General features: G+C 40.5%; 19 protein-coding genes and 5 tRNA genes. 20 read left to right on the plus strand and 4 right to left on the minus strand.

The window, feature by feature from the left end:
- Positions 1–223: 223 nt before the first annotated feature.
- From truA to purF, 6 genes are all read left to right on the plus strand, one after another.
- Positions 224–1018 carry a tRNA pseudouridine(38-40) synthase TruA gene (truA, locus tag ATS75_RS15050; protein ID WP_058561249.1) on the plus strand — a complete coding sequence of 265 codons (795 nt, stop codon included), beginning with the start codon at positions 224–226 and terminating at the stop codon, positions 1016–1018.
- A gap of 151 nt (positions 1019–1169) precedes the next feature.
- Positions 1170–2045, plus strand: a complete 876-nt coding sequence (gene accD, locus ATS75_RS15055; protein ID WP_058561250.1) for an acetyl-CoA carboxylase, carboxyltransferase subunit beta — start codon at positions 1170–1172, stop codon at positions 2043–2045.
- A gap of 25 nt (positions 2046–2070) precedes the next feature.
- The gene (folC, locus tag ATS75_RS15060) at positions 2071–3336 is read left to right on the plus strand and encodes a bifunctional tetrahydrofolate synthase/dihydrofolate synthase (RefSeq protein WP_058561251.1); all 1266 of its coding nucleotides are present in this window, start codon (positions 2071–2073) and stop codon (positions 3334–3336) included.
- Between the two features lie 11 nt (positions 3337–3347).
- Complete coding sequence (locus ATS75_RS15065) at positions 3348–4010, plus strand: SPOR domain-containing protein (protein WP_058561252.1); 663 nt, start codon at positions 3348–3350, stop codon at positions 4008–4010.
- Positions 4011–4071: 61 nt separating this feature from the next.
- The gene (locus tag ATS75_RS15070; protein ID WP_058561253.1) at positions 4072–4566 is read left to right on the plus strand and encodes a CvpA family protein; all 495 of its coding nucleotides are present in this window, start codon (positions 4072–4074) and stop codon (positions 4564–4566) included.
- A gap of 18 nt (positions 4567–4584) precedes the next feature.
- On the plus strand, positions 4585–6111 hold the full coding sequence (purF, locus tag ATS75_RS15075) for an amidophosphoribosyltransferase (protein WP_058561254.1): 1527 nt from the start codon (positions 4585–4587) through the stop codon (positions 6109–6111).
- Between the two features lie 136 nt (positions 6112–6247).
- On the opposite strand, the gene ATS75_RS15080 is transcribed toward purF, so the two are convergent.
- Entirely contained in the window at positions 6248–6847 is a 600-nt protein-coding gene (locus tag ATS75_RS15080; protein ID WP_058561255.1) for a Yip1 family protein, read from the minus strand.
- A gap of 23 nt (positions 6848–6870) precedes the next feature.
- Between ATS75_RS15080 and ATS75_RS20765 the strand changes: the two genes are divergently transcribed.
- From ATS75_RS20765 to ATS75_RS15095, 4 genes are all read left to right on the plus strand, one after another.
- Positions 6871–6993 (plus strand): hypothetical protein, encoded by a 123-nt coding sequence (locus ATS75_RS20765; protein ID WP_268801573.1) that lies wholly within the window; start codon positions 6871–6873, stop codon positions 6991–6993.
- Between the two features lie 58 nt (positions 6994–7051).
- On the plus strand, positions 7052–7810 hold the full coding sequence (gene miaE / locus ATS75_RS15085; protein WP_058561256.1) for a tRNA isopentenyl-2-thiomethyl-A-37 hydroxylase MiaE: 759 nt from the start codon (positions 7052–7054) through the stop codon (positions 7808–7810).
- A gap of 533 nt (positions 7811–8343) precedes the next feature.
- Positions 8344–9033 (plus strand): hypothetical protein, encoded by a 690-nt coding sequence (locus ATS75_RS15090; protein WP_058561257.1) that lies wholly within the window; start codon positions 8344–8346, stop codon positions 9031–9033.
- Complete coding sequence (locus ATS75_RS15095; RefSeq protein ID WP_058561258.1) at positions 9030–9668, plus strand: type 1 glutamine amidotransferase; 639 nt, start codon at positions 9030–9032, stop codon at positions 9666–9668. The genes ATS75_RS15090 and ATS75_RS15095 overlap by 4 nt, the downstream gene beginning before the upstream one ends.
- A gap of 308 nt (positions 9669–9976) precedes the next feature.
- Here the strand turns inward: ATS75_RS15095 and ATS75_RS15100 are convergent, their stop codons facing one another.
- Both ATS75_RS15100 and ATS75_RS15105 read right to left on the minus strand, forming a co-directional pair.
- Positions 9977–10708, minus strand: a complete 732-nt coding sequence (locus ATS75_RS15100; protein WP_058561259.1) for a UDP-2,3-diacylglucosamine diphosphatase — start codon at positions 10706–10708, stop codon at positions 9977–9979.
- Between the two features lie 69 nt (positions 10709–10777).
- On the minus strand, positions 10778–11269 hold the full coding sequence (locus ATS75_RS15105; RefSeq protein ID WP_058561260.1) for a peptidylprolyl isomerase: 492 nt from the start codon (positions 11267–11269) through the stop codon (positions 10778–10780).
- A gap of 151 nt (positions 11270–11420) precedes the next feature.
- Between ATS75_RS15105 and cysS the strand changes: the two genes are divergently transcribed.
- The gene (gene cysS / locus ATS75_RS15110; protein WP_058561261.1) at positions 11421–12800 is read left to right on the plus strand and encodes a cysteine--tRNA ligase; all 1380 of its coding nucleotides are present in this window, start codon (positions 11421–11423) and stop codon (positions 12798–12800) included.
- 140 nt (positions 12801–12940) lie between these two features.
- Positions 12941–13837: a DMT family transporter gene (locus ATS75_RS15115; RefSeq protein ID WP_058561262.1), complete on the plus strand. Its 897-nt coding sequence runs from the start codon at positions 12941–12943 to the stop codon at positions 13835–13837.
- A gap of 60 nt (positions 13838–13897) precedes the next feature.
- On the opposite strand, the gene folD is transcribed toward ATS75_RS15115, so the two are convergent.
- Positions 13898–14752 carry a bifunctional methylenetetrahydrofolate dehydrogenase/methenyltetrahydrofolate cyclohydrolase FolD gene (gene folD / locus ATS75_RS15120; protein ID WP_058561263.1) on the minus strand — a complete coding sequence of 285 codons (855 nt, stop codon included), beginning with the start codon at positions 14750–14752 and terminating at the stop codon, positions 13898–13900.
- Between the two features lie 347 nt (positions 14753–15099).
- Between folD and ATS75_RS15125 the strand changes: the two genes are divergently transcribed.
- From ATS75_RS15125 to clpX, 8 genes are all read left to right on the plus strand, one after another.
- Positions 15100–15176: transfer RNA gene (locus tag ATS75_RS15125), tRNA-Pro, on the plus strand.
- 126 nt (positions 15177–15302) lie between these two features.
- A tRNA-Arg gene (locus ATS75_RS15130) sits at positions 15303–15379 on the plus strand.
- 24 nt (positions 15380–15403) lie between these two features.
- Positions 15404–15479 (plus strand) — tRNA-His (locus ATS75_RS15135).
- A 16-nt stretch (positions 15480–15495) separates the two neighbouring features.
- Positions 15496–15572: transfer RNA gene (locus ATS75_RS15140), tRNA-Pro, on the plus strand.
- 70 nt (positions 15573–15642) lie between these two features.
- Positions 15643–15719, plus strand: a tRNA-Pro gene (locus ATS75_RS15145).
- 394 nt (positions 15720–16113) lie between these two features.
- Complete coding sequence (gene tig / locus ATS75_RS15150) at positions 16114–17418, plus strand: trigger factor (RefSeq protein WP_058561264.1); 1305 nt, start codon at positions 16114–16116, stop codon at positions 17416–17418.
- Between the two features lie 166 nt (positions 17419–17584).
- Positions 17585–18205, plus strand: a complete 621-nt coding sequence (clpP, locus tag ATS75_RS15155; RefSeq protein ID WP_058561265.1) for an ATP-dependent Clp endopeptidase proteolytic subunit ClpP — start codon at positions 17585–17587, stop codon at positions 18203–18205.
- Between the two features lie 136 nt (positions 18206–18341).
- Positions 18342–19625, plus strand: coding sequence for an ATP-dependent protease ATP-binding subunit ClpX (gene clpX, locus ATS75_RS15160; RefSeq protein WP_058561266.1), 1284 nt, complete (start codon positions 18342–18344; stop codon positions 19623–19625).
- Positions 19626–19714: the final 89 nt, after the last annotated feature.

Raw genomic sequence — 19714 nt, forward strand, 5'->3', positions numbered from 1 at the left:
TTGGAATCAATGTCTTGTCTAAATTGCATTTAATTCCAACTGAGACTCGCATCCTGAGGTGGTTTGGTTATAGAGGGTCTAAATTCACGTTTAGACCCTTTTTTATTCACACCTTTTAAATGAAAGGTAAGGCGAATTGTTTATTTGTATAGTGTTACTTTTATTAGGTTGCTTTATAGCATAAAATGCCTCGTTCATTAGCACAGTAGGTAAAGCAGTAATTATGCGAGTAGCACTTGGAGTTGAATACAACGGCGCCCGATACAGTGGTTGGCAGCGTCAATCACACGTTAACAGTGTACAACAAGAAGTAGAAACAGCGCTTTCGCGTATTTGTAATCACCCAGTTGAAATTGTATGTGCAGGGCGAACCGATGCGGGCGTTCACGGAACAGGCCAAGTCGTTCACTTTGAGACTGATGCAGATCGAGAAATGGTTGCCTTTACTATGGGCATGAATACGCTATTACCAAAAGATATTGCAATCCGATTTGCAAAGCCCGTCAGCGAAGATTTTCATGCTCGTTTTAGCGCAACAGCAAGACGTTACCGGTACGTTATTTATAATTACTCTTACCGCGGAGCAATTATGAATGAAGGGGTTACTCACTTTCATCACCCATTAGACGAAGTAAAAATGCAAGAAGCGTGTCAGTACTTAATTGGCGAGCATGACTTTACTTCGTTTCGTGCACTGCATTGCCAAGCAAACACTGCAAATAGAACTATTCATCATTTATCTGTAAAACGTCAAGGTAACTATGTGATCATTGATATTAAAGCGAATGCTTTTTTGCATCATATGGTCCGTAATATTACAGGCTGTTTGATGGATATTGGGCTGCATAAGCAGCAACCTATATGGCTTAAAGAGCTGCTTGATTTTAAAGAGCGAGCTAAAGCAAGTGCAACGGCAAAAGCGGCGGGTTTATATCTTGTTGATGTAGATTACCCTGCACAATTTGAGATCCCATCAACCCCGCTAGGGCCTTTGTTTTTAGCTGATTCTGATAAATAAAAAACTTCCAAGTCGGTAACAGCTCAGGTCATCTCACTACTAAGACCAGTTTTTTATACCGCCGACGCGTAATTCATGTTTTAATTGGTAAAATTGTCTGCCTGTTTATTCGGGCAGGAAGCGATACAGAACAGTATTAAGAGAGTTGCAAATGAGTTGGTTAGAAAAAATCTTACCTAAAACGACAAAATCTTCAGGCCGTAAAGAGATCCCTGAAGGGGTTTGGGCTAAATGTACAGATTGTGATTCAATTTTATATAAAGCAGAATTAGAAAAATCACTAAACGTATGCCCTAAATGTGATCATCACATGCGAGTAAGCGGACGTAAGCGTTTAGAGCACTTCTTAGATGATGCCGATCGCCAAGAGCTTGGTACTGAGCATGAACCTAAAGATATTTTAAAATTTAAAGACTCTAAAAAATACTCAGACCGTATTACAGCAGCACAAAAGACAAGTGGTGAAAAAGACGCCCTCGTTGCTATGAAAGGTCGTTTAAAAGGTATTCCGGTTGCAGCGGTTGCGTTTGAGTTTTCATTTATGGGAGGCTCTATGGCATCGGTGGTAGGTGCACGTTTTGTCGATGCAGTTGACCAATGTTTAGAGCACAATATGCCACTTATTTGTTTTTCGGCATCAGGCGGTGCACGTATGCAAGAAGCGCTTATGTCGCTAATGCAGATGGCTAAAACCAGTGCGGCGTTAGCTAAAATGAGTGAGAAAGGGTTGCCATTTATTTCTGTTATGACTGACCCAACTATGGGTGGCGTTTCAGCTTCTTTGGCTATGCTTGGTGATATTAATGTCGCAGAGCCAAAAGCGTTAATTGGTTTTGCTGGCCCGCGTGTAATAGAGCAAACAGTACGTGAAACTTTACCAGATGGCTTTCAGCGTAGTGAGTTCCTATTAGAACACGGTGCAATCGATATGATTGTAGACCGTCGTGAGATGCGCGATACACTAGCCCGTGTATTGGCTAAATTTATGAACTTGCCTTCTACCGAACAAGAGCATAGAGTAGCGTAAATTTCAGCTTAACTGATTAAACGCTATGACAAAAAATATCCCTAGCCAATCATCAAGCCTTGATGATTGGCTTTGTTATTTAGAAAGTGTTCACCCTGCAAATATTGCCATGGGCCTCGAACGCGTTGCTAATGTTGCCAATAACATTGGTTTATTAAACACATCGAGCAAAATTATCCTGATTGGCGGAACCAACGGTAAAGGCACCACTGCCCGTTGCTTAGAGTCACTCTTATTAGCACAAGGTTTTAGTGTTGGGACCTATGCATCCCCTCACTTAGTTCGTTATAACGAACGTGTACGCATTAATGGTGCCGAGCTTGATGATCAGTTTCATATTGATGCATTTGATTTACTTGAACAGGGTCGTGGTGAAACACCATTAACGTATTTTGAGTACGGTACTTTAGGAGCTCTGGCAATATTTAAACGTCATGAGGTCGACTATGTTCTACTAGAGGTTGGGCTTGGTGGGCGTTTTGACGCAACAAATATCGTAACGCCCTATGCAAGTGTTATCACCACAATAGACTTAGATCATAAAGAATACCTAGGCGATACGCGAGAATTGGTAGGTTATGACAAGGCCGGTATTTTTAGAATTGATACGCCCGCTATTATAGGTGATTTAAACATTCCGCATACAGTAACTGATTACGGCTCCGACATTGCTGCAAATATGTACCTTTCAGGCCAAGATTTTATCTTTAAAGAACATCAAAACAGTTTTAGTTGGCAATTTAAAGAGTTTGACTATGAGTTTGTAAAACCGAGTATTCCTTGCCAAAATGCAGCCACAGCATTAACGACGCTTGCCGTGCTAGGTTTATTACCGTCACGGAGAGTAATTAGTGATTGTTTTGCTAATTTGGTTGTTGAAGGGCGCTTTCAGCGGTTGAGCTCATCGCCTTTGGTTTATACTGATGTTGCACACAACCCTGAATCAGCGCGCTATTTGACTAAAAAGTTAAAGCAGCTGAGAGATCAAGGCTTTAAAGTTCACGCGTTAGCCGCTATGCTTGAAGATAAAGATAAAGTCGCTGTGTTAAATGAGGTGAGCTCAGTTATTGAGCATTGGCACCTTGCAGGCCTTGATTGCTTCAGAGGTGAGACAGTAAAAAACTTAACCAAAGCCATGGATAATGTAAAGTCTCACGCACCGCTTGAACAATATCAAGATGTTGAACTTGCGCTAGATAGTGTGCTACCAAAACTGGATGAACGCTCAGTACTCATTATTTTTGGTTCATTTTTTACGGTTGCAGCAGCAATTAAATATTGGAAAAAATAGAGAGAAACACAGTGAACTCAGGCTTCATAAATCGTTTAGTCGGCACCAGCATTGTAGTGATTGCAGCTATTATATTTATTCCAAATATATTGGATGGTGAGAAGGTGCATTACCAAGAAGGTTTTAAGGCCATTCCAGAACGTCCTGAGTTCAAAACAATCGATTTACAAGAAGCAATCGATGATTCTGTTGCTCATGCAGAGCAACCAAAAGCTCAAGTAGTCGAAGATTTATCAAGTGATGATGAACTATTTGTACAAAATGAGACAGACAAGCAGACAGATCTAATGACTGCTGAACCTGTTATTGTTGAAGCGACAACAAACACCACTGAGCTTGTTAACACAAAAAAAATGGCACCGAGCAGTACTCAAGAGCAATCAAAAGAAGAGCCGGAGCCTGTTCGACAACCAGAAGAAAACCTAACACACATGGCGTATGTGATTCAGTTAGGCAGCTTTTCTCACGCCGCTAATGTTAAGTCATTACAAGCTAAATTAACGGCTAAAGGGTTTAAGACGTTTACTCGTCCAATTAAAACACCCAATGGGACGTTAACAAAAGTATTTGTAGGCCCATCACTCGATAAAGCGCAATTACAAAGCAAACTACCTGAATTAAAAGAACTTACAAAATTAAACGGCAAGGTTACTCAATTTGAAGTAACAAAATGATCTGGCAATTGGGCGGGTTGTCTTATAGAATGCGCCCCAAATTAACGACTAGTTGGTTATTATGATCTGGGTTGATTACGCCATACTTGGCATTATTGCACTGTCTACTATCATAGGCTTAATTCGTGGCTTTATTAAAGAAGCAATGTCTTTAGCTGTTTGGGCTGGTGCATTCATCATATCTAGTTTGTTTTACCAATATTTAGCCTCCTTCCTAACCAGTATTTCTGAACCCCTTTTAAGAAATGCAGCGGCCATTGCCATATTATTCTTTGCGACGCTATTGTTAGGCGGAATGTTAAACTACCTCTTAGGTGAACTTGTACAACGTACAGGCTTATCTGGCACCGACCGTGTCTTTGGCATTGTGTTTGGTGCACTGCGTGGCGTGTTGGTCGTGAGCGCGTTACTCTTCTTTCTTGATGCTTTTACCGGTGCGCCAAATACGCATTGGTGGGGTAATTCTATTTTGATCCCAGAATTTGGCTTTGTTGTTGAGTGGTTCTTTTCGTACCTCGAAAACAACTCAAGCTTTTTAAATTCGGTCAACCGTTAATCACCGAGGAAAAATTGCATGTGCGGTATCGTTGGAATAGTCGGAACATCTCCTGTTAATCAGGCGATTTATGATGGCTTAACTGTTTTGCAACACCGTGGTCAAGATGCTGCAGGCATCATCACCATTGAAAACAACACGTTTAGTTTACGTAAAGCGAATGGCCTAGTGAAGGATGTTTTCCACACTCGCCATATGAAGCGTTTACAAGGCACTATCGGTATCGGCCATGTGCGTTACCCTACAGCAGGCTCTTCTAGCTCGTCAGAAGCACAACCTTTTTACGTTAATTCGCCATTTGGTATTGCGCTTGCACATAATGGTAACTTAACCAATGCAGAGCAGCTTAAAGAGCAGTTGTTTTCTGAAGCTCGTCGTCATGTTAATACAACGTCGGACTCTGAAATCTTGCTGAATGTTATGGCTCATGAGTTAAGTAAGTCAGACAAGCTAAAACTTGAGCCTGAAGATGTATTCACCGCTGTAACGGAAGTTATTAATAAAGTTCAGGGCGGTTACGCTACAATAGCGATGGTTATTGGCCACGGTATTGTTGCATTTCGTGATCCAAATGGCATTCGCCCATTAGTTTTTGGTAAGCGTGAAACAGCAAATGGCACTGAATATATGTTTGCCTCTGAAAGTGTGGCGCTTAAAACGGATGGTTTTGAGTTTGTGCGTGATGTAGCCCCTGGTGAAGCAATCTACGTTACAGAAGCCGGTGAATTTTATTCACAAGCGTGTGCAGATAAAGCTGCTTATTCACCGTGTATTTTTGAGTTTGTTTACTTTGCCCGCCCAGATTCGAACATTGATCGTATGTCAGTGTATGCAACACGTGTGAATATGGGTACAAAGCTTGGTGAGAAAATTGCACGTGAGTGGGCTGAAAAAGACATAGATGTGGTGATTCCAATTCCAGAAACATCGTGCGATGTTGCGCTTGAGATAGCCCGCGTGCTTGACTTGCCTTATCGCCAAGGCTTTGTTAAGAACCGTTATATTGGTCGTACTTTCATTATGCCTGGCCAAGAAATGCGTAAAAAATCAGTGCGCCAAAAGTTAAACGCAATAGACCGCGAATTCAAAGGTAAGAATGTATTATTAGTCGATGACTCAATTGTACGTGGTACTACTTCGGCGCAAATTGTTGAGATGGCTCGCGAGTCTGGTGCGAAGAATGTTTATTTTGCATCAGCTGCGCCAGAAATTCGTTTCCCGAACGTGTATGGTATTGATATGCCATCGGCGGCGGAGCTTATTGCTCATGGTCGTGAAGTTGAAGACATTAACGCAAGCATTGGTTCTGATGGTTTGATCTTCCAATCACTCGATGACTTAATCGCTGCGGTTCGTCAAGAAAACCCAGAGATTAGCCGTTTTGAAACGTCAGTTTTTGATGGCCAATATATTACCGGTGGTATTGATCAAGATTACCTTAATCGCATTGATAAACTGCGTAATGACTCTGCAAAATCAACACGAGAAAGTGCAATGTCTTCTGGGTTAGAGTTGCATAACCAAGAAGAAAATGGTTCCGATTAACTGAATATATAAACGCATAAAAAAAGGAGCTAATTTAGCTCCTTTTTTGTATAGGAAAGGAAAATAACGAAACACATTTAATAACTTTTACGCCTGTTTTCTACTTCATAAAATTCTTGGTGATTGCATGAGTTGCCTATGTAAATGCAGGATCAATAATACCATTCGTCCATAACATGGCTGTGACTGCTAAAATAATTACCAACAGTATTAAGCCGCATGTAACAACTGAACTTGCGTAGATGAACCCTCTTTCTTCGGGTATGTGCATTAAAATTGGTACGCCTGTGTATAGTAAATAGACCGAGTAGGCTAATGCGACCATGCCTGCGCACACAACGAACCACAACTCAGGTATAAATGCTGCTAGTGCAGACATAAATACCGGTGTAGAGGTATAAGCTGCAAGCTCTAATGTTTGCGTAAAAGTGGGTTTAGCCCCAAAGGTAACAGCCATCCAATGAGACAAATAGGCAAGTGCAAAAACACCCACAATGAGTGCCGCATACATGGCAATTGCAATTAAAACAGCACTGTCATGTGTTAAAAAAACAGGGTTTCCAGCGCCTATGCTCCAGCCTAAATACACTGAGGAATAATACCCCATTGCAGATGGGAATAAAGCAATAAGCAGGATGTGAGAAAGGCTATAGCTTAGGCTTTCATGACGGTTGTCTATGGTTTGCCACTCTTCGAGTGGATGAGCATATATGCCCCATAAATGGTTTAAAATCATTGTGTGCCCCTTAAAAAGGATAAATGTACTGTTTTATTTTTATACAGCTTGCATTAAGTTATGGTTCAGTAATTGGTCCTTGTCAAGAAAGTGCTATTTGCGAAGGTGTATTAGACATTAGTGGCGGCAGAGCTGATTTATTTTAGTCGCTGTTCCGTGGTAATATACTGGCTCATTAATTCTATTTTAAGAGCAACTCCAACTGTGTCACATAGCGAACTTTTGCAACCAATTAACGATTTTTTAAACTGTGAAACGCCACATGGTTGGATCGACAAAGCAACTAAAAAAGAAAACCTGCCTGTTATTTTAATTGATCACTTGGTCTGTGAACTAAAAGCAGCACAAAGTGCCATGTTCTTAATCCGTAAATATGCGGTTGATAAAGACAGTGGTGATGCATTACTTGAATGGCTTAAACCATTTGAAACCCTTATCTACAAGCGTGAGGGTAATTGGCGAGATTTAGCAGCAAAAAATAAACTGACTAAATCGATCATTCCTAAATCCAACTCACCTTATGGCCAAGATTTAATTGATAAAATGGTGATGTTGATAAAAGAAGAGTTACATCACTTCTATCAAGTACTGGAGATCATGGATGAGTATGGAGTTGAATATCAAAGTATTACTCCGTGCCGCTATGCTAAAGGGATGTTGCGGCATGTTAAAACGTTTGAACCAGACGCTTTAGTCGATAAATTGATAATCGGTGCCTATATAGAGGCCCGTTCATGTGAACGCTTTGCAAAACTTGCACCACATGTGGATAAGCGTCTTGGGGATTTTTATATTTCTCTTTTGCGTTCTGAAGCGCGTCATTACCAAGACTATTTAGCGTTGGCGCAAGATATTGCTCAGTTTGATATCACTGAACGCGTTGATTTTTTTGCTAAAATAGAAGCTGAACTTATTTCATCAACCGATGAAGATTTTAAGTTTCATAGTGGCTTACCTGTTTGATGTCTCATGGATAGCGTGGCTTTGTCAGTACAGCGGTGAGCATATTTAATAAATGCGCTTTAGATTGTAATGTTCGACGCTATTGGGCTCCCACCTTTAATGCACACTCTATTGAGGTTAACCCGCAAGGTTAAAAATAAGCGCTAGGTAAAAACAGGTTTTTAAGATTGCACTTAAAAGTGCTGTTTGTTATTTTGTTTGCACGTTATGAAGTAAGGACGACCTTACCGCTCTATTATCATTGGGGACGGCCCCACCAATAATAAGGTGGCGGTCATTTTCATGCGCTATTTCAAATTACATTGTGTATCAATTTCAAAAGCTATTTCGATTTTTTTAATCCTAGCTCCAGTATCTCCTACGTCTAAGCATTACAGTAAACTTGCTCAAAACGGTGAGTTTTATTGTTTTTCATTCAGACTAATAAAGAAACCGACATACACTTTGCCTCCCTTTTTTAATAGGGCTATTTTTAAATACATTCATTTCAAAAGCCCATTGCTGATTTCTTCAATAAAGAGTGGGGGTATTTAATGAAATTACTTTCAATATTAGCATGTATCCTACTGTCAAGTTGGGTCAATATGACACTTGCCCATACAAATGAAGAGTATCAAGAGGCAAGGTTTGGCTTACACGGTATGCTGTTATTTTCAGATGGTGTTTCACTTTATGCCTCACATTTACCTATGTTTCATAAACCTCATGACGTTCAGTTAATCACTCGTTTTGAATTGAAAGATAAAATCGCGCAGGATAAATTACAAAAATCCCTTGTTAGTGGCGGAACATATTGGACGTTATCTCCTGATAGGTTTGATATAAACTTCCTTGGCCTCAATAGTGTTAAAGGCATTTGGCAATTCGGTGCTGATTTATATTTGGGTCATTTTGAACGCTCAGCGAAACGCATCTTTTCGAACCAAACAGTGATTATTAAAGAGGTCATTCTAAAAGAGCTGTTAGATGAGACGCCACAGGCGCACGTCGAATATATCCGTCTAACACCAGATAATGTGAAACGTCAGTTTTATGCACGTTTAATTAAGGGGAGACCTGGCGTAGATCATTTATTTTGGGTTCACAGTAGTAGGCCTTTAGTTAAACGATTTACGATGACTCACGATGAACAACGTTCAGGTAACACTAAAATCGCTTTAAAATTAGGTGTTAAAAATAGTGATCTGAGCACCTATTACGAAGAGCGAGGTGACCTAGAATGAAATTTATTGTGATAAAACACCACAAAGCAGAAGGTTTAGGAATTATTGAGCATTGGTTGAACTTGAACAACCATGAATGGCAGATTATTGAGTACGGTACGCCATTTCCCTGCGATGCTGAGCTATACGATGGATTAATTGTGTTAGGTGGCCCTATGCATATTGATGTCTCTAACGCAATTTTAAATAGAGAGGTTGGATTAATTAATCATTTTATTAGTCAACACAAACCTACATTAGGGATTTGCTTAGGCGCTCAACTGATAGCGTTTAGCTTAGGTGCTCAAATTTTAAAATCAGGCGAACCTGAATTTGGCTGGATGTCAGTTCTAACCTCAGATAAGCTGGAATTATTAGTGCCGCAATGGCATGAGCAACAATCTACTTTACCGGTAGGGGCGATTTTATTAGCAAGCTCATCACGCTGTAAAGTCCAAATGTTTTCATACCAACAACATGTGCTTGCTACGCAGTTTCACCCAGAGTGGAACAATGTCGAAATTGAAAAATTAAAACATGCATTTGGTGATGATTGTCCACTGTATAAAGTTGATTCTACATTAGAAGCAGGGCTGCAAAAATGGTGGTTTAAACAACTTGATGCATGGTTCATTAGGGCAATCGGGGTAGCGTGAAGCCTTATTTTTCTATGTGAACAGGTTAGCTTACCTTTCGAGTTTGATTTTTATGCAGTACGTTTTGTATTTAGGTGGCGCCGATTTTGTGTAGTGTGCTTATACCAATTCGCAATAATACTAAATCATTTTCAGGTGTTAAACCTGACGCTAACAAAACAAGGTTTTCTTTCCTCAAAATAGATCCCTTAATTAAGCGAATTGGTATTACTCACTTTAAATAGTCGACAACATATAAATACAAAACGCGCCTTGCTCTAAGGGTTGGCCTGTATTGCATAAGGTTTAGGCTTACAGGTTAACCTAGCTTAGAAAGGGGTAGAGACTAACTTTTGAGAATCAGGTGTTACCACTAAATAAGACCCTTGTGTATACCAATCACCAAGGACAGTGCGAGTGAGCTCTGTACCTTGTTCCTTATAGTGATGCACATTAGGGCGGTGGGTATGCCCGTGGATCATATTCTTTACTTGGTGTTTTGCAAAAACATCCAATACCGCTTCTTGCGATACGTCGAGTATTTCTAGTGATTTCCCAGCTTGGTTTTGTTTTGATTTTTCACGGGCTTTTTTTGCCACGCTTCGACGATACCATAAAGGTAATGCCAGCATTAATCGCGGCCACCACCAACCACGTGCTTTTTTTCTAAAATTTTGGTATTCAGTGTCTTGAGTACACATTTCATCACCGTGTAAAACAACGGTGGGTGTGCCATACAAATTAATGACGGTTTGTTCAGGAAGTAAGGTGATTCCCGCTTGCTTGGCGTATTTATCACGAATAATGAAATCGCGGTTGCCATGAATAAAGTATACAGGAGTGGCGTTATCGCTTATCTGCTTTAGACGAGCAGCTACCTCTTTTGATAATGGCGTGACATAATCATCACCTACCCACACTTCAAAGAAGTCACCTAAAATATATAAAGCATCTATATTTTGATTAAGAACGTGAGTATCTAAAAAGTGATAAAATGCAGCACTAATATCAGGGCGGCTTTCAGATAAGTGTAGGTCGGCTATAAAATAGGTTTGGCGCATGTGGGCTCGAAGTTAAACGCTGATTAGACAAAAAAGCGAGTCAATACCCGCTTTTAGTTTAAAGCTAACTTAGTTTACAGTTACGCTTTTGATGATAACGTCATCTAGTGGCACATCTTGATGGAAGCCTGAACTACCCGTTGCTACAGACTTAATTTTTTCTACTACATCCATGCCTTCAACAACCTCAGCAAACACACAGTAACCCCAACCTTGTGAAGTTTCACTGCTGAAGTTTAAAAAGTCATTGTCATTAACATTAATGAAAAACTGCGCAGTTGCTGAATGTGGATCTGGCGTGCGTGCCATAGCAAGTGTCCCTTTTTTATTTAAAAGGCCATTATTTGCTTCGTTTTGAATAGGATCATGCACTTCTTTTTGAATCATACCAGACTCAAAACCACCACCTTGAACCATAAAACCATCAATTACACGGTGAAAGATAGTACCGTCGTAAAAGCCTGCATTTGCGTACTGTAAAAAGTTTTTAACAGTGTTAGGAGCATCTTCTTTGTGCATGTTTATGGTGATATCACCAAAGTTTGTATGTAGAACAACCATGAGGTTTCCTATTAGCTGATTTATTTAAAGGGTATTTTATCTTAGTTAGCTCAGATTAACAAAGTGCTTATTGATTTGATAAAGCGCTAGAGCAGGGGCTTTTCAAGTGGTAACATAGCTATTCAAGTAATCAGTCAAGGACTCAAAATAAATGGTCAATATTTACAACACACTCACGCGTCAAAAAGAGCAATTTAAACCGATGGTCGAAGGCAAAATCGACATGTATGTGTGTGGTATCACCATTTATGATTACTGCCATATTGGACATGCACGTACGTTCGTAGGGTTTGATGTCATTGTGCGTTACCTTCGCCACATTGGTTACGATTTAAAGTACGTACGCAACATCACAGACGTTGATGACAAAATTATTAAGCGTGCAAATGAAAATGGTGAATCTATTAACGACTTAACTTCGCGGATGACAGTTGCGATGCATGAAGACTTTGATAGTTTGAACATGTTACGCCCTGATATTGAGCCTACAGTAACAGGGCATATGGATGAAATAATTGAAATGGTCGAGCGTTTAATCACAAAAGGCCACGCGTATGTTGCTGCGGATGGCGATGTCTTATTTGACGTATCTACGTTTGAGCAATACGGCGCGCTTTCGCAGCAAGATTTAACTATGCTGCAAGCAGGTTCACGCGTTGAAGTTGCACAAGATAAAGATGATCCGCTTGATTTTGTATTGTGGAAAAAAGCCAAAGCGGGTGAGCCTTCATGGTCTTCGCCGTGGGGCGAGGGTCGCCCTGGTTGGCACATCGAATGTTCGGCAATGAGCTCTAAGCATTTAGGTGAACATTTTGATATTCACGGGGGCGGTTCAGACTTACAGTTTCCGCATCATGAAAACGAAATCGCACAATCGTGCTGTGCAAATAACGGTAAATACGTCAATACGTGGATCCACACTGGCATGGTGCAAGTCAATAAAGAAAAGATGTCTAAATCATTAGATAACTTTTTCACCGTACGCGATGTACTTAAAGAGTATGACGCTGAATCGGTACGTTACTTTTTGATCTCAGGTCATTATCGTAGCCAGCTAAATTACTCACAAGAGAATCTAGACCAAGCACGTTCTTCACTTGAACGTATTTATACTGCACTACGCAGTGTTGAGCCTATTGCGTGTGAGCTTGAAGGTAATGAGTATGTCGCTAAGTTCAGAAAAGCGATGAACGATGACTTTAATACACCAGAAGCATTACCCGTTTTATTTGAACTGGCAAAAGAGCTTAATCGTGTTAAAGATACGGACTCTGAACAAGCGAGTAAGCTTGCTTATATTTTACGTAGTATTGGTGAAGTGCTTGGTGTTGCTCAACAATCGCCAGAAGTGTTTTTACAAGGCGGCCAAGCGGATGATGAAGTCGCAGAAATCGAAGCATTGATTGTAAACCGTAACAATGCGCGTGCTAATAAAGATTGGGCTGCTGCAGATGAGGCCCGTGATGCATTAAATGCATTAGGAGTTGTACTTGAAGATTCAGCCGGTAAAACTACGTGGCGTAAAGCGTAAAGCGTAAAGCGTAAAGCGTAAATTTATTTTTTGAACGCGTTAAAGGTTGCCACATTGGCAACCTTTTTTGTTTTTGTATATTGACCTAAACCAAAGTTGAGGTCTTACCCTGGCATTTCTTAAATATAAAAAGGAATGAAATGAATATTCTGCTTGCCATGATCCCTGCTTTTTTATGGGGCACCACCTACGCTGTAACCAAGTATGCTACGCCTGATTGGCCACCCATTTTACTTGGTACTATACGGGCATTACCTGCAGGTTTATTGTTATTACTTATCAAGCCGACTTGGCCGCAATTAAGTCAGTGGCGTGGTTTAATGATATTAGCAACAGTCAATATCGCGTTATTTTTTAGTTTTATCTTTGTCATGGCGATTAACTTACCTGCGGCCATTGCGGGAGTGGGTATGGTCTCCGTGCCAGTGGTGGCTTTGTTGTATGCGTGGCTTTTTAAAGGGCAACGACCAGCGCTACTTCAGTCAGTGTGTGCATTAGCCTTAGTTTATTTGGCATGGCGGTTATTCGATCCACAATACGTTACGCTTAACTTGCTAGGGATTGCAGCACTGATAGGCGCACTATTAACAATCGTTATTGGTAGTACATTGGTGCAGAAGATCACTACGCATATTCATTGGTGGACAGTGCTGACTTGGCAATTAATTTTAGGAGGCTCATTGTTGGCTATTGCAGCGTTAGTTCAAGCACTTTACATTGAGCCACAGGCTTATCAAATACTGGCTCAGGCGTTTACTCCAAGGCACTGGTTTGTACTATTTTGGCTAGTTGTGCCCAATACTGCGCTTGCCTATGCATTATATGTTTGGCTTCTTGGGCGGATGAGTGTAGTTGAGTTTACCTTTGGCACGATTGCCAACCCCATTGCAGGTATTATTTGTGCCATCGTTTTATTAAATGAGCAATACCAAGCATGGCAATATTTGATTATGGTTTTAATGATATGTTTTTCAGTATTACCGCAAGTCATCAAGTTAGTTAAACGCAGAGTACAAAAAGCTAAAGGTATTAATTAATACTAAAAAGGGTTGCTTAAATAGCAACCCTTTTTTTGACAACACTAAAAAACTTAGCGTTTAACTGTGATACTTTTCACACGCTTCGAGTGTGTTTTCAATTAGACTTGCGACTGTCATTGGGCCAACGCCACCCGGTACTGGGGTAATGAAATGCGCTTTTTGTTCAGCGATATCATACTGTACATCGCCTACTAACTTACCCGTATCTAAACGGTTAATACCTACATCGATGACCATCGCACCCTCTTTAACCCAGTCGCCAGGGATAAACTCAGGTTTACCGACCGCAACAACCAGCAAATCAGCTCGACGCACATGCGTTTCTAAGTCTTGGGTAAATTTATGGCACACAGTTGTAGTACAACCTGCAAGTAATAACTCTAATGCCATTGGGCGACCTACAATATTCGATGCACCAACCACAACAGCATGCATGCCTTTATATTTTACACCCGTTGAATTAAGCAACGTTATGATCCCTTTTGGTGTACAAGGGCGAAGGGCAGGCATACGCTGTGCTAAACGGCCGATATTGTACGGGTGAAAACCATCGACATCTTTTAATGGCGTTATACGCTCAAGAATTTTCTCTGCGTCAAGGCCTTCAGGTAATGGTAATTGAACTAAAATACCGTCTACTGTTTTATCATTGTTTAGCTCATCAACTAGATCTAACAGTGCTTGCTCTGATGTGTCAGCAGGTAAATCAAATGATTTAGATACAAAACCAACTTCTTCACAGGCTTTGCGCTTGGAACCAACATAGACTTGGCTCGCTGGGTCTTGTCCTACAAGTACAACCGCAAGTCCCGGAGCACGTAAACCATTTGCTACTCGTTCACTTACTTTCTCTGCTACTGCGCTTCGTACTTGCTTAGCTATTGCCTTACCATCGATGATGTTTGCCGTCATGGGTGACCTTTAATTGGGGGTTAGTTAACTTGATACTGATACTTAGTAGGACAAAACGACTCTAAAAGGGGTGAGCGAGACAGATATGTAATCAGCTCAATTTGTCATTACTATTTAGTATTCTATTTTCGCAGAAAAGCAGCAATGCGCCAAGTTGCTTTTTTTACATAAACAGCACTATTATAAAAAGCAGTGTGATTTTTAGCTTATATTTACAATATTTAGGCATTATGAACTAAAAATGACCGATTGATTTATTTTCTTAAAAAAAGGTTTGACCTCAACCAGCCAAATCACTATTATGCACCCCGTTGTCAACGAGGTCACTCGCAGACAATAGTAAGCATCGGCGATTAGCGCAGTTTGGTAGCGCACTTGGTTTGGGTCCAAGGGGTCGCAGGTTCAAATCCTGCATCGCCGACCACTTTTTTAAAGTTTAAAGTGTCGAAATTTTGGTTTGGGTATATCCCATTCAATAACAAGTTAAACACTTGTATCGTCGAATGATTTTTATTAGAGTAGCTTATTGGTTCGCTATGAAGTTTTCGATGCGCCCATAGCTCAGCTGGATAGAGCAACGCCCTTCTAAGGCGTCGGTCGAAGGTTCGAATCCTTCTGGGTGCGCCATTTCGAAAACATGTAAATGCCGTGGTGATTGTAGCTCAGTTGGTAGAGCCCCGGATTGTGATTCCGGTTGTCGTGGGTTCGAGCCCCATCAGTCACCCCAATTTACAAAAGAATATCGGCGATTAGCGCAGTTTGGTAGCGCACTTGGTTTGGGTCCAAGGGGTCGCAGGTTCAAATCCTGCATCGCCGACCACTTTCTTAAAGTGGTCTTAAACTCACCGTTTAAGTGTTCAATAGAAAATAGAAGTTTTATACTTCAATATCGGCGATTAGCGCAGTTTGGTAGCGCACTTGGTTTGGGTCCAAGGGGTCGCAGGTTCAAATCCTGCATCGCCGACCACTTTCTTCAATAAGATTTTTTAGTAACCCCACCAGAAACTATATTTAAGCTTTAAAGAGCTAATAATTGTTTATTTACAAATATTTTATTCTGTAAAAATTAACTTCAACCTTCTTAAACTTCCCATTAAAAGCACATTTTTTATTCATTTTGCTTCTATAATTCGCGTTCTAACCAAATAATTGCCCCCATGACTCGACTATCATAAATATTAGGTTATAATGCCGCGTCTATTGTTTAACATAGTGCCCGAAGGGCAGAGCAGCATTGGTATCTCATAGTGAAGATGGAGTTTAAACGTCCTTTAAGTGACTTTTAACGTATCAAATACATAGTGATAACCGTGTTTGTAAGGAAGGCGAACAGTCGCCAAAATTGAAGATTGAGGTAAATCATGCAAGTTTCTGTTGAGACGACTCAAGGCCTTGAGCGCCGTCTGACCATCACCGTTCCTGCAGAGAACGTTGAGACCGAAGTAAAAAAACGCTTACAACAACTGTCTAAAACCCAGCGTATTGATGGTTTCCGTCCTGGTAAAGTACCAACGTCTGTAATCAACAAACGTTACGGTGGCGCAGTGCGTCAAGAAGTTGCTGGTGAACTAATGCAACGTAACTTCTACGAAGCAATCGTAGCTGAAAAAATCAACCCAGCAGGTACGCCTACTTTCGCTCCTAAAGCGTTAGAAGCTGGCAAAGATTTAGAGTTCTCTGCAACATTTGAAGTTTACCCTGAAGTTGAAGTTCAAGGTTTAGACAAGATTGCTGTAGAAAAACCTGCTGTGACTGTAACTGACGAAGATTTAGCTAACATGCTAGAAACACTTCGTAAGCAACATGCTGAGTGGGCTGACGTTGATGCTGCTGCTGGCGAAAATGACCGTGTAACAGTTGACTTTGAAGGCAAAATCGATGGTGAAGTATTTGAAGGCGGTAAAGCTGAAGACTTCCCACTAGAACTTGGCCAAGGTCGTATGATCCCAGGTTTTGAAGATAACATCGTAGGTAAGAAAGCAGGCGAAGAAGTTGTTGCTGATGTAACGTTCCCTGAAGATTACCATGCTGAAAATCTTAAAGGTAAAGCAGCTCAATTCACTATCACTGTGAAGAAAGTTGAAGCACAAGAACTTCCTGAACTTAGTGAAGAATTCGCAACTAAGTTCGGTGTAACTGAAGGTGGCGTTGACGCACTTAAAGAAGAAGTTAAAAAGAACATGACACGTGAGCTTGACCAAGCAGTTAAAGCAAACGTAAAAGACCAAGCTATCAAGGGTCTTTTAGCTAACAACGAAATTGATGTGCCAAAAGCGCTAGTAGATCAAGAGATTGATGCACTACGTCAGCAAGCAGCACAACGTTTTGGTGGCGACGCTAAAAACATGCCTGAGCTTCCAGCTGAATTGTTCCACGAGCAAGCAGTAACACGCGTTAAAACTGGCCTTTTACTAGGTGAAGTAATTAAAGCGAATGAGATTAAAGTTGATGACGCTAAAGTTGAAGCGTTAATTGCTAATGTTGCATCAGCATATGAAGATCCAACTGAAGTAGTAGAATACTACAAAGCAAATGATCAACTTATGCAGCAAATGCGTAATGTAGCAATGGAAGAGCAAGCAGTTGAGGCTATTTTAGCTAAAGCAACTGTGTCTGACGTTGAAAAAGCATTTGACGACATCATGAATCCACAGCAAGGTGCTTAATAAGTCATTGACTTAAGCCCTCGCTAACGATTAAATGGCTCGTGTTACTCTGTATTATACAGTGTGCCCGAGCCATTTTAGTTTGTGGCCTTCAATTTTGCCAAAAAGATAACTATGCTTTTCATAAAAATAAGATAAGTATAAGCGCATAAGGAATAGAATAAGTATGAATAACACTGGTATTACAGATCCTCTAAATGCATTAGTTCCAATGGTTGTTGAACAGACAGCGAAAGGCGAGCGCTCGTATGATATTTATTCGAGACTATTAAAAGAGAGAATCATTTTTTTAACGGGTCAAGTTGAAGACAACATGGCAAATCTAATTTTAGCGCAAATGCTATTTTTAGAATCAGAAAACCCTGAGAAAGATATCTTTTTATACATTAATTCACCAGGCGGTTCTGTGACTGCGGGTATGGCAATTTACGATACAATGAATTTTATTAAGCCAGATGTAAGTACAATCTGTGTTGGCCAAGCGGCTAGCATGGGCGCTTTCTTACTCACTGCTGGTGCAAAAGGTAAACGTTATTGCTTACCAAATTCGCGTGTGATGATTCACCAACCACTCGGTGGATTCCAAGGTCAAGCATCTGACTTTGAAATACATGCCAAAGAAATCCTGTCTATTAAAGACAAGCTTAACCGTTTAATGTCAGAACATACAGGTCAGCCATTAGACGTTATTTCACGTGATACTGACCGTGATAACTTTATGAGCGCAAGCCAAGCTGTTGATTATGGTTTAGTTGATTCAGTGTTCACTAATCGCGATAGTAAGTAAAAATGATTAAGCTGGTAGCTAAAAGTACTAGCTTTAGTTGTTTACACTGTGAAAACCACTTTTTTTTGGTATAGTTAAGCGTATTGAAATAGCTGCTAAGCACTTTGGCAGCCAACGTATAAGATGAGGTAGCTGAATGTCTGACACTCCTACAGACGGCGACAAAAGTAATAAATTGTTATACTGCTCTTTTTGTGGCAAAAGCCAGCATGAAGTTCGTAAGTTAATAGCAGGCCCTTCAGTATACATTTGTGATGAATGTGTCGAGCTGTGTAATGATATTATCAGGGAAGAAATCAAAGATATTGCGCCTAAGCACAATGCGTCTGATAAGTTACCTGCACCAAAAGAGATTCGTAATCATTTAGACGATTACGTCATCGGTCAGGATCATGCTAAAAAAGTATTGTCAGTAGCGGTATATAACCACTACAAGCGCTTACGTAATCAAAATACAAATTCGGATATTGAACTGGGTAAAAGTAATATCTTGCTTATTGGCCCGACAGGTAGTGGTAAAACATTATTGGCAGAGACATTAGCGCGTTTACTTGATGTACCATTTACAATGGCTGATGCGACCACTTTAACTGAAGCAGGTTACGTGGGCGAAGATGTTGAAAACATCATTCAAAAGTTATTGCAAAAGTGTGATTACGATGTTGAAAAGGCGCAACGTGGTATTGTTTATATTGATGAAATCGATAAAATTTCACGTAAATCGGATAATCCTTCAATAACCCGCGATGTATCAGGTGAAGGTGTTCAACAAGCATTACTTAAACTGATTGAAGGCACTGTTGCCTCAGTACCGCCACAAGGCGGACGTAAGCACCCGCAACAAGAATTTTTGCAGGTTGATACCTCTAAGATCTTATTTATTTGTGGTGGTGCATTCGCAGGGCTTGATAAAGTAATTGAGCAACGCAGCCATAAAAACACAGGCATAGGCTTTGGTGTTAGTGTTAAAGAATCGGCTGCTAGTCGCTCTTTAAGTGAAACATTTAAAGATGTAGAGCCTGAAGATTTAGTTAAGTATGGTCTAATCCCAGAGTTTATTGGGCGCTTACCTGTTGTGGCAACACTTACAGAGCTAGATGAAGACGCTTTAGTGCAAATATTGAATGAGCCTAAAAATGCGTTGACTAAGCAGTACAGTGCATTGTTTGGTATGGAAGACGTAGAATTAGAATTCCGTGAAGATGCACTACGTGCAATAGCTCATAAAGCCATGGAGCGTAAAACAGGTGCACGTGGCCTGCGTTCAATCGTTGAAGCAGTCTTACTTGATACTATGTATGAACTTCCATCAATGGAAGAGGTAAGCAAAGTGGTTATCGACGAAACTGTAATTAAAGGTGAATCTGACCCTATTTTGATTTATCAAAGTACAGGTCAAGATAAAGCTGCATCAGAGTAAAATTTAATCTCTGATAAAAAAAGGAGCCTAAGGCTCCTTTTTTTATCATTTTTTCTTACAAATCACATAAATTGTTGAACTTTACTTGA

Source organism: Pseudoalteromonas sp. H105 (genome assembly GCF_001469215.1).
In the GTDB taxonomy this organism is placed as follows: domain Bacteria; phylum Pseudomonadota; class Gammaproteobacteria; order Enterobacterales; family Alteromonadaceae; genus Pseudoalteromonas.

Coding starts and splice junctions, on each gene's coding strand:
- clpX (WP_058561266.1), top strand. CDS start 18,342: ATGTCTGACACTCCTACAGACGGCGACAAAAGTAATAAATTGTTATAC.
- ATS75_RS15095 (WP_058561258.1), top strand. CDS start 9,030: ATGAAATTTATTGTGATAAAACACCACAAAGCAGAAGGTTTAGGAATT.
- purF (WP_058561254.1), top strand. CDS start 4,585: ATGTGCGGTATCGTTGGAATAGTCGGAACATCTCCTGTTAATCAGGCG.
- ATS75_RS15105 (WP_058561260.1), bottom strand. CDS start 11,269: ATGGTTGTTCTACATACAAACTTTGGTGATATCACCATAAACATGCAC.
- ATS75_RS20765 (WP_268801573.1), top strand. CDS start 6,871: ATGTACTGTTTTATTTTTATACAGCTTGCATTAAGTTATGGTTCAGTA.
- ATS75_RS15080 (WP_058561255.1), bottom strand. CDS start 6,847: ATGATTTTAAACCATTTATGGGGCATATATGCTCATCCACTCGAAGAG.
- truA (WP_058561249.1), top strand. CDS start 224: ATGCGAGTAGCACTTGGAGTTGAATACAACGGCGCCCGATACAGTGGT.
- ATS75_RS15100 (WP_058561259.1), bottom strand. CDS start 10,708: ATGCGCCAAACCTATTTTATAGCCGACCTACACTTATCTGAAAGCCGC.
- ATS75_RS15115 (WP_058561262.1), top strand. CDS start 12,941: ATGAATATTCTGCTTGCCATGATCCCTGCTTTTTTATGGGGCACCACC.
- ATS75_RS15070 (WP_058561253.1), top strand. CDS start 4,072: ATGATCTGGGTTGATTACGCCATACTTGGCATTATTGCACTGTCTACT.
- tig (WP_058561264.1), top strand. CDS start 16,114: ATGCAAGTTTCTGTTGAGACGACTCAAGGCCTTGAGCGCCGTCTGACC.
- clpP (WP_058561265.1), top strand. CDS start 17,585: ATGAATAACACTGGTATTACAGATCCTCTAAATGCATTAGTTCCAATG.
- folC (WP_058561251.1), top strand. CDS start 2,071: ATGACAAAAAATATCCCTAGCCAATCATCAAGCCTTGATGATTGGCTT.
- ATS75_RS15090 (WP_058561257.1), top strand. CDS start 8,344: ATGAAATTACTTTCAATATTAGCATGTATCCTACTGTCAAGTTGGGTC.
- accD (WP_058561250.1), top strand. CDS start 1,170: ATGAGTTGGTTAGAAAAAATCTTACCTAAAACGACAAAATCTTCAGGC.
- cysS (WP_058561261.1), top strand. CDS start 11,421: ATGGTCAATATTTACAACACACTCACGCGTCAAAAAGAGCAATTTAAA.
- folD (WP_058561263.1), bottom strand. CDS start 14,752: ATGACGGCAAACATCATCGATGGTAAGGCAATAGCTAAGCAAGTACGA.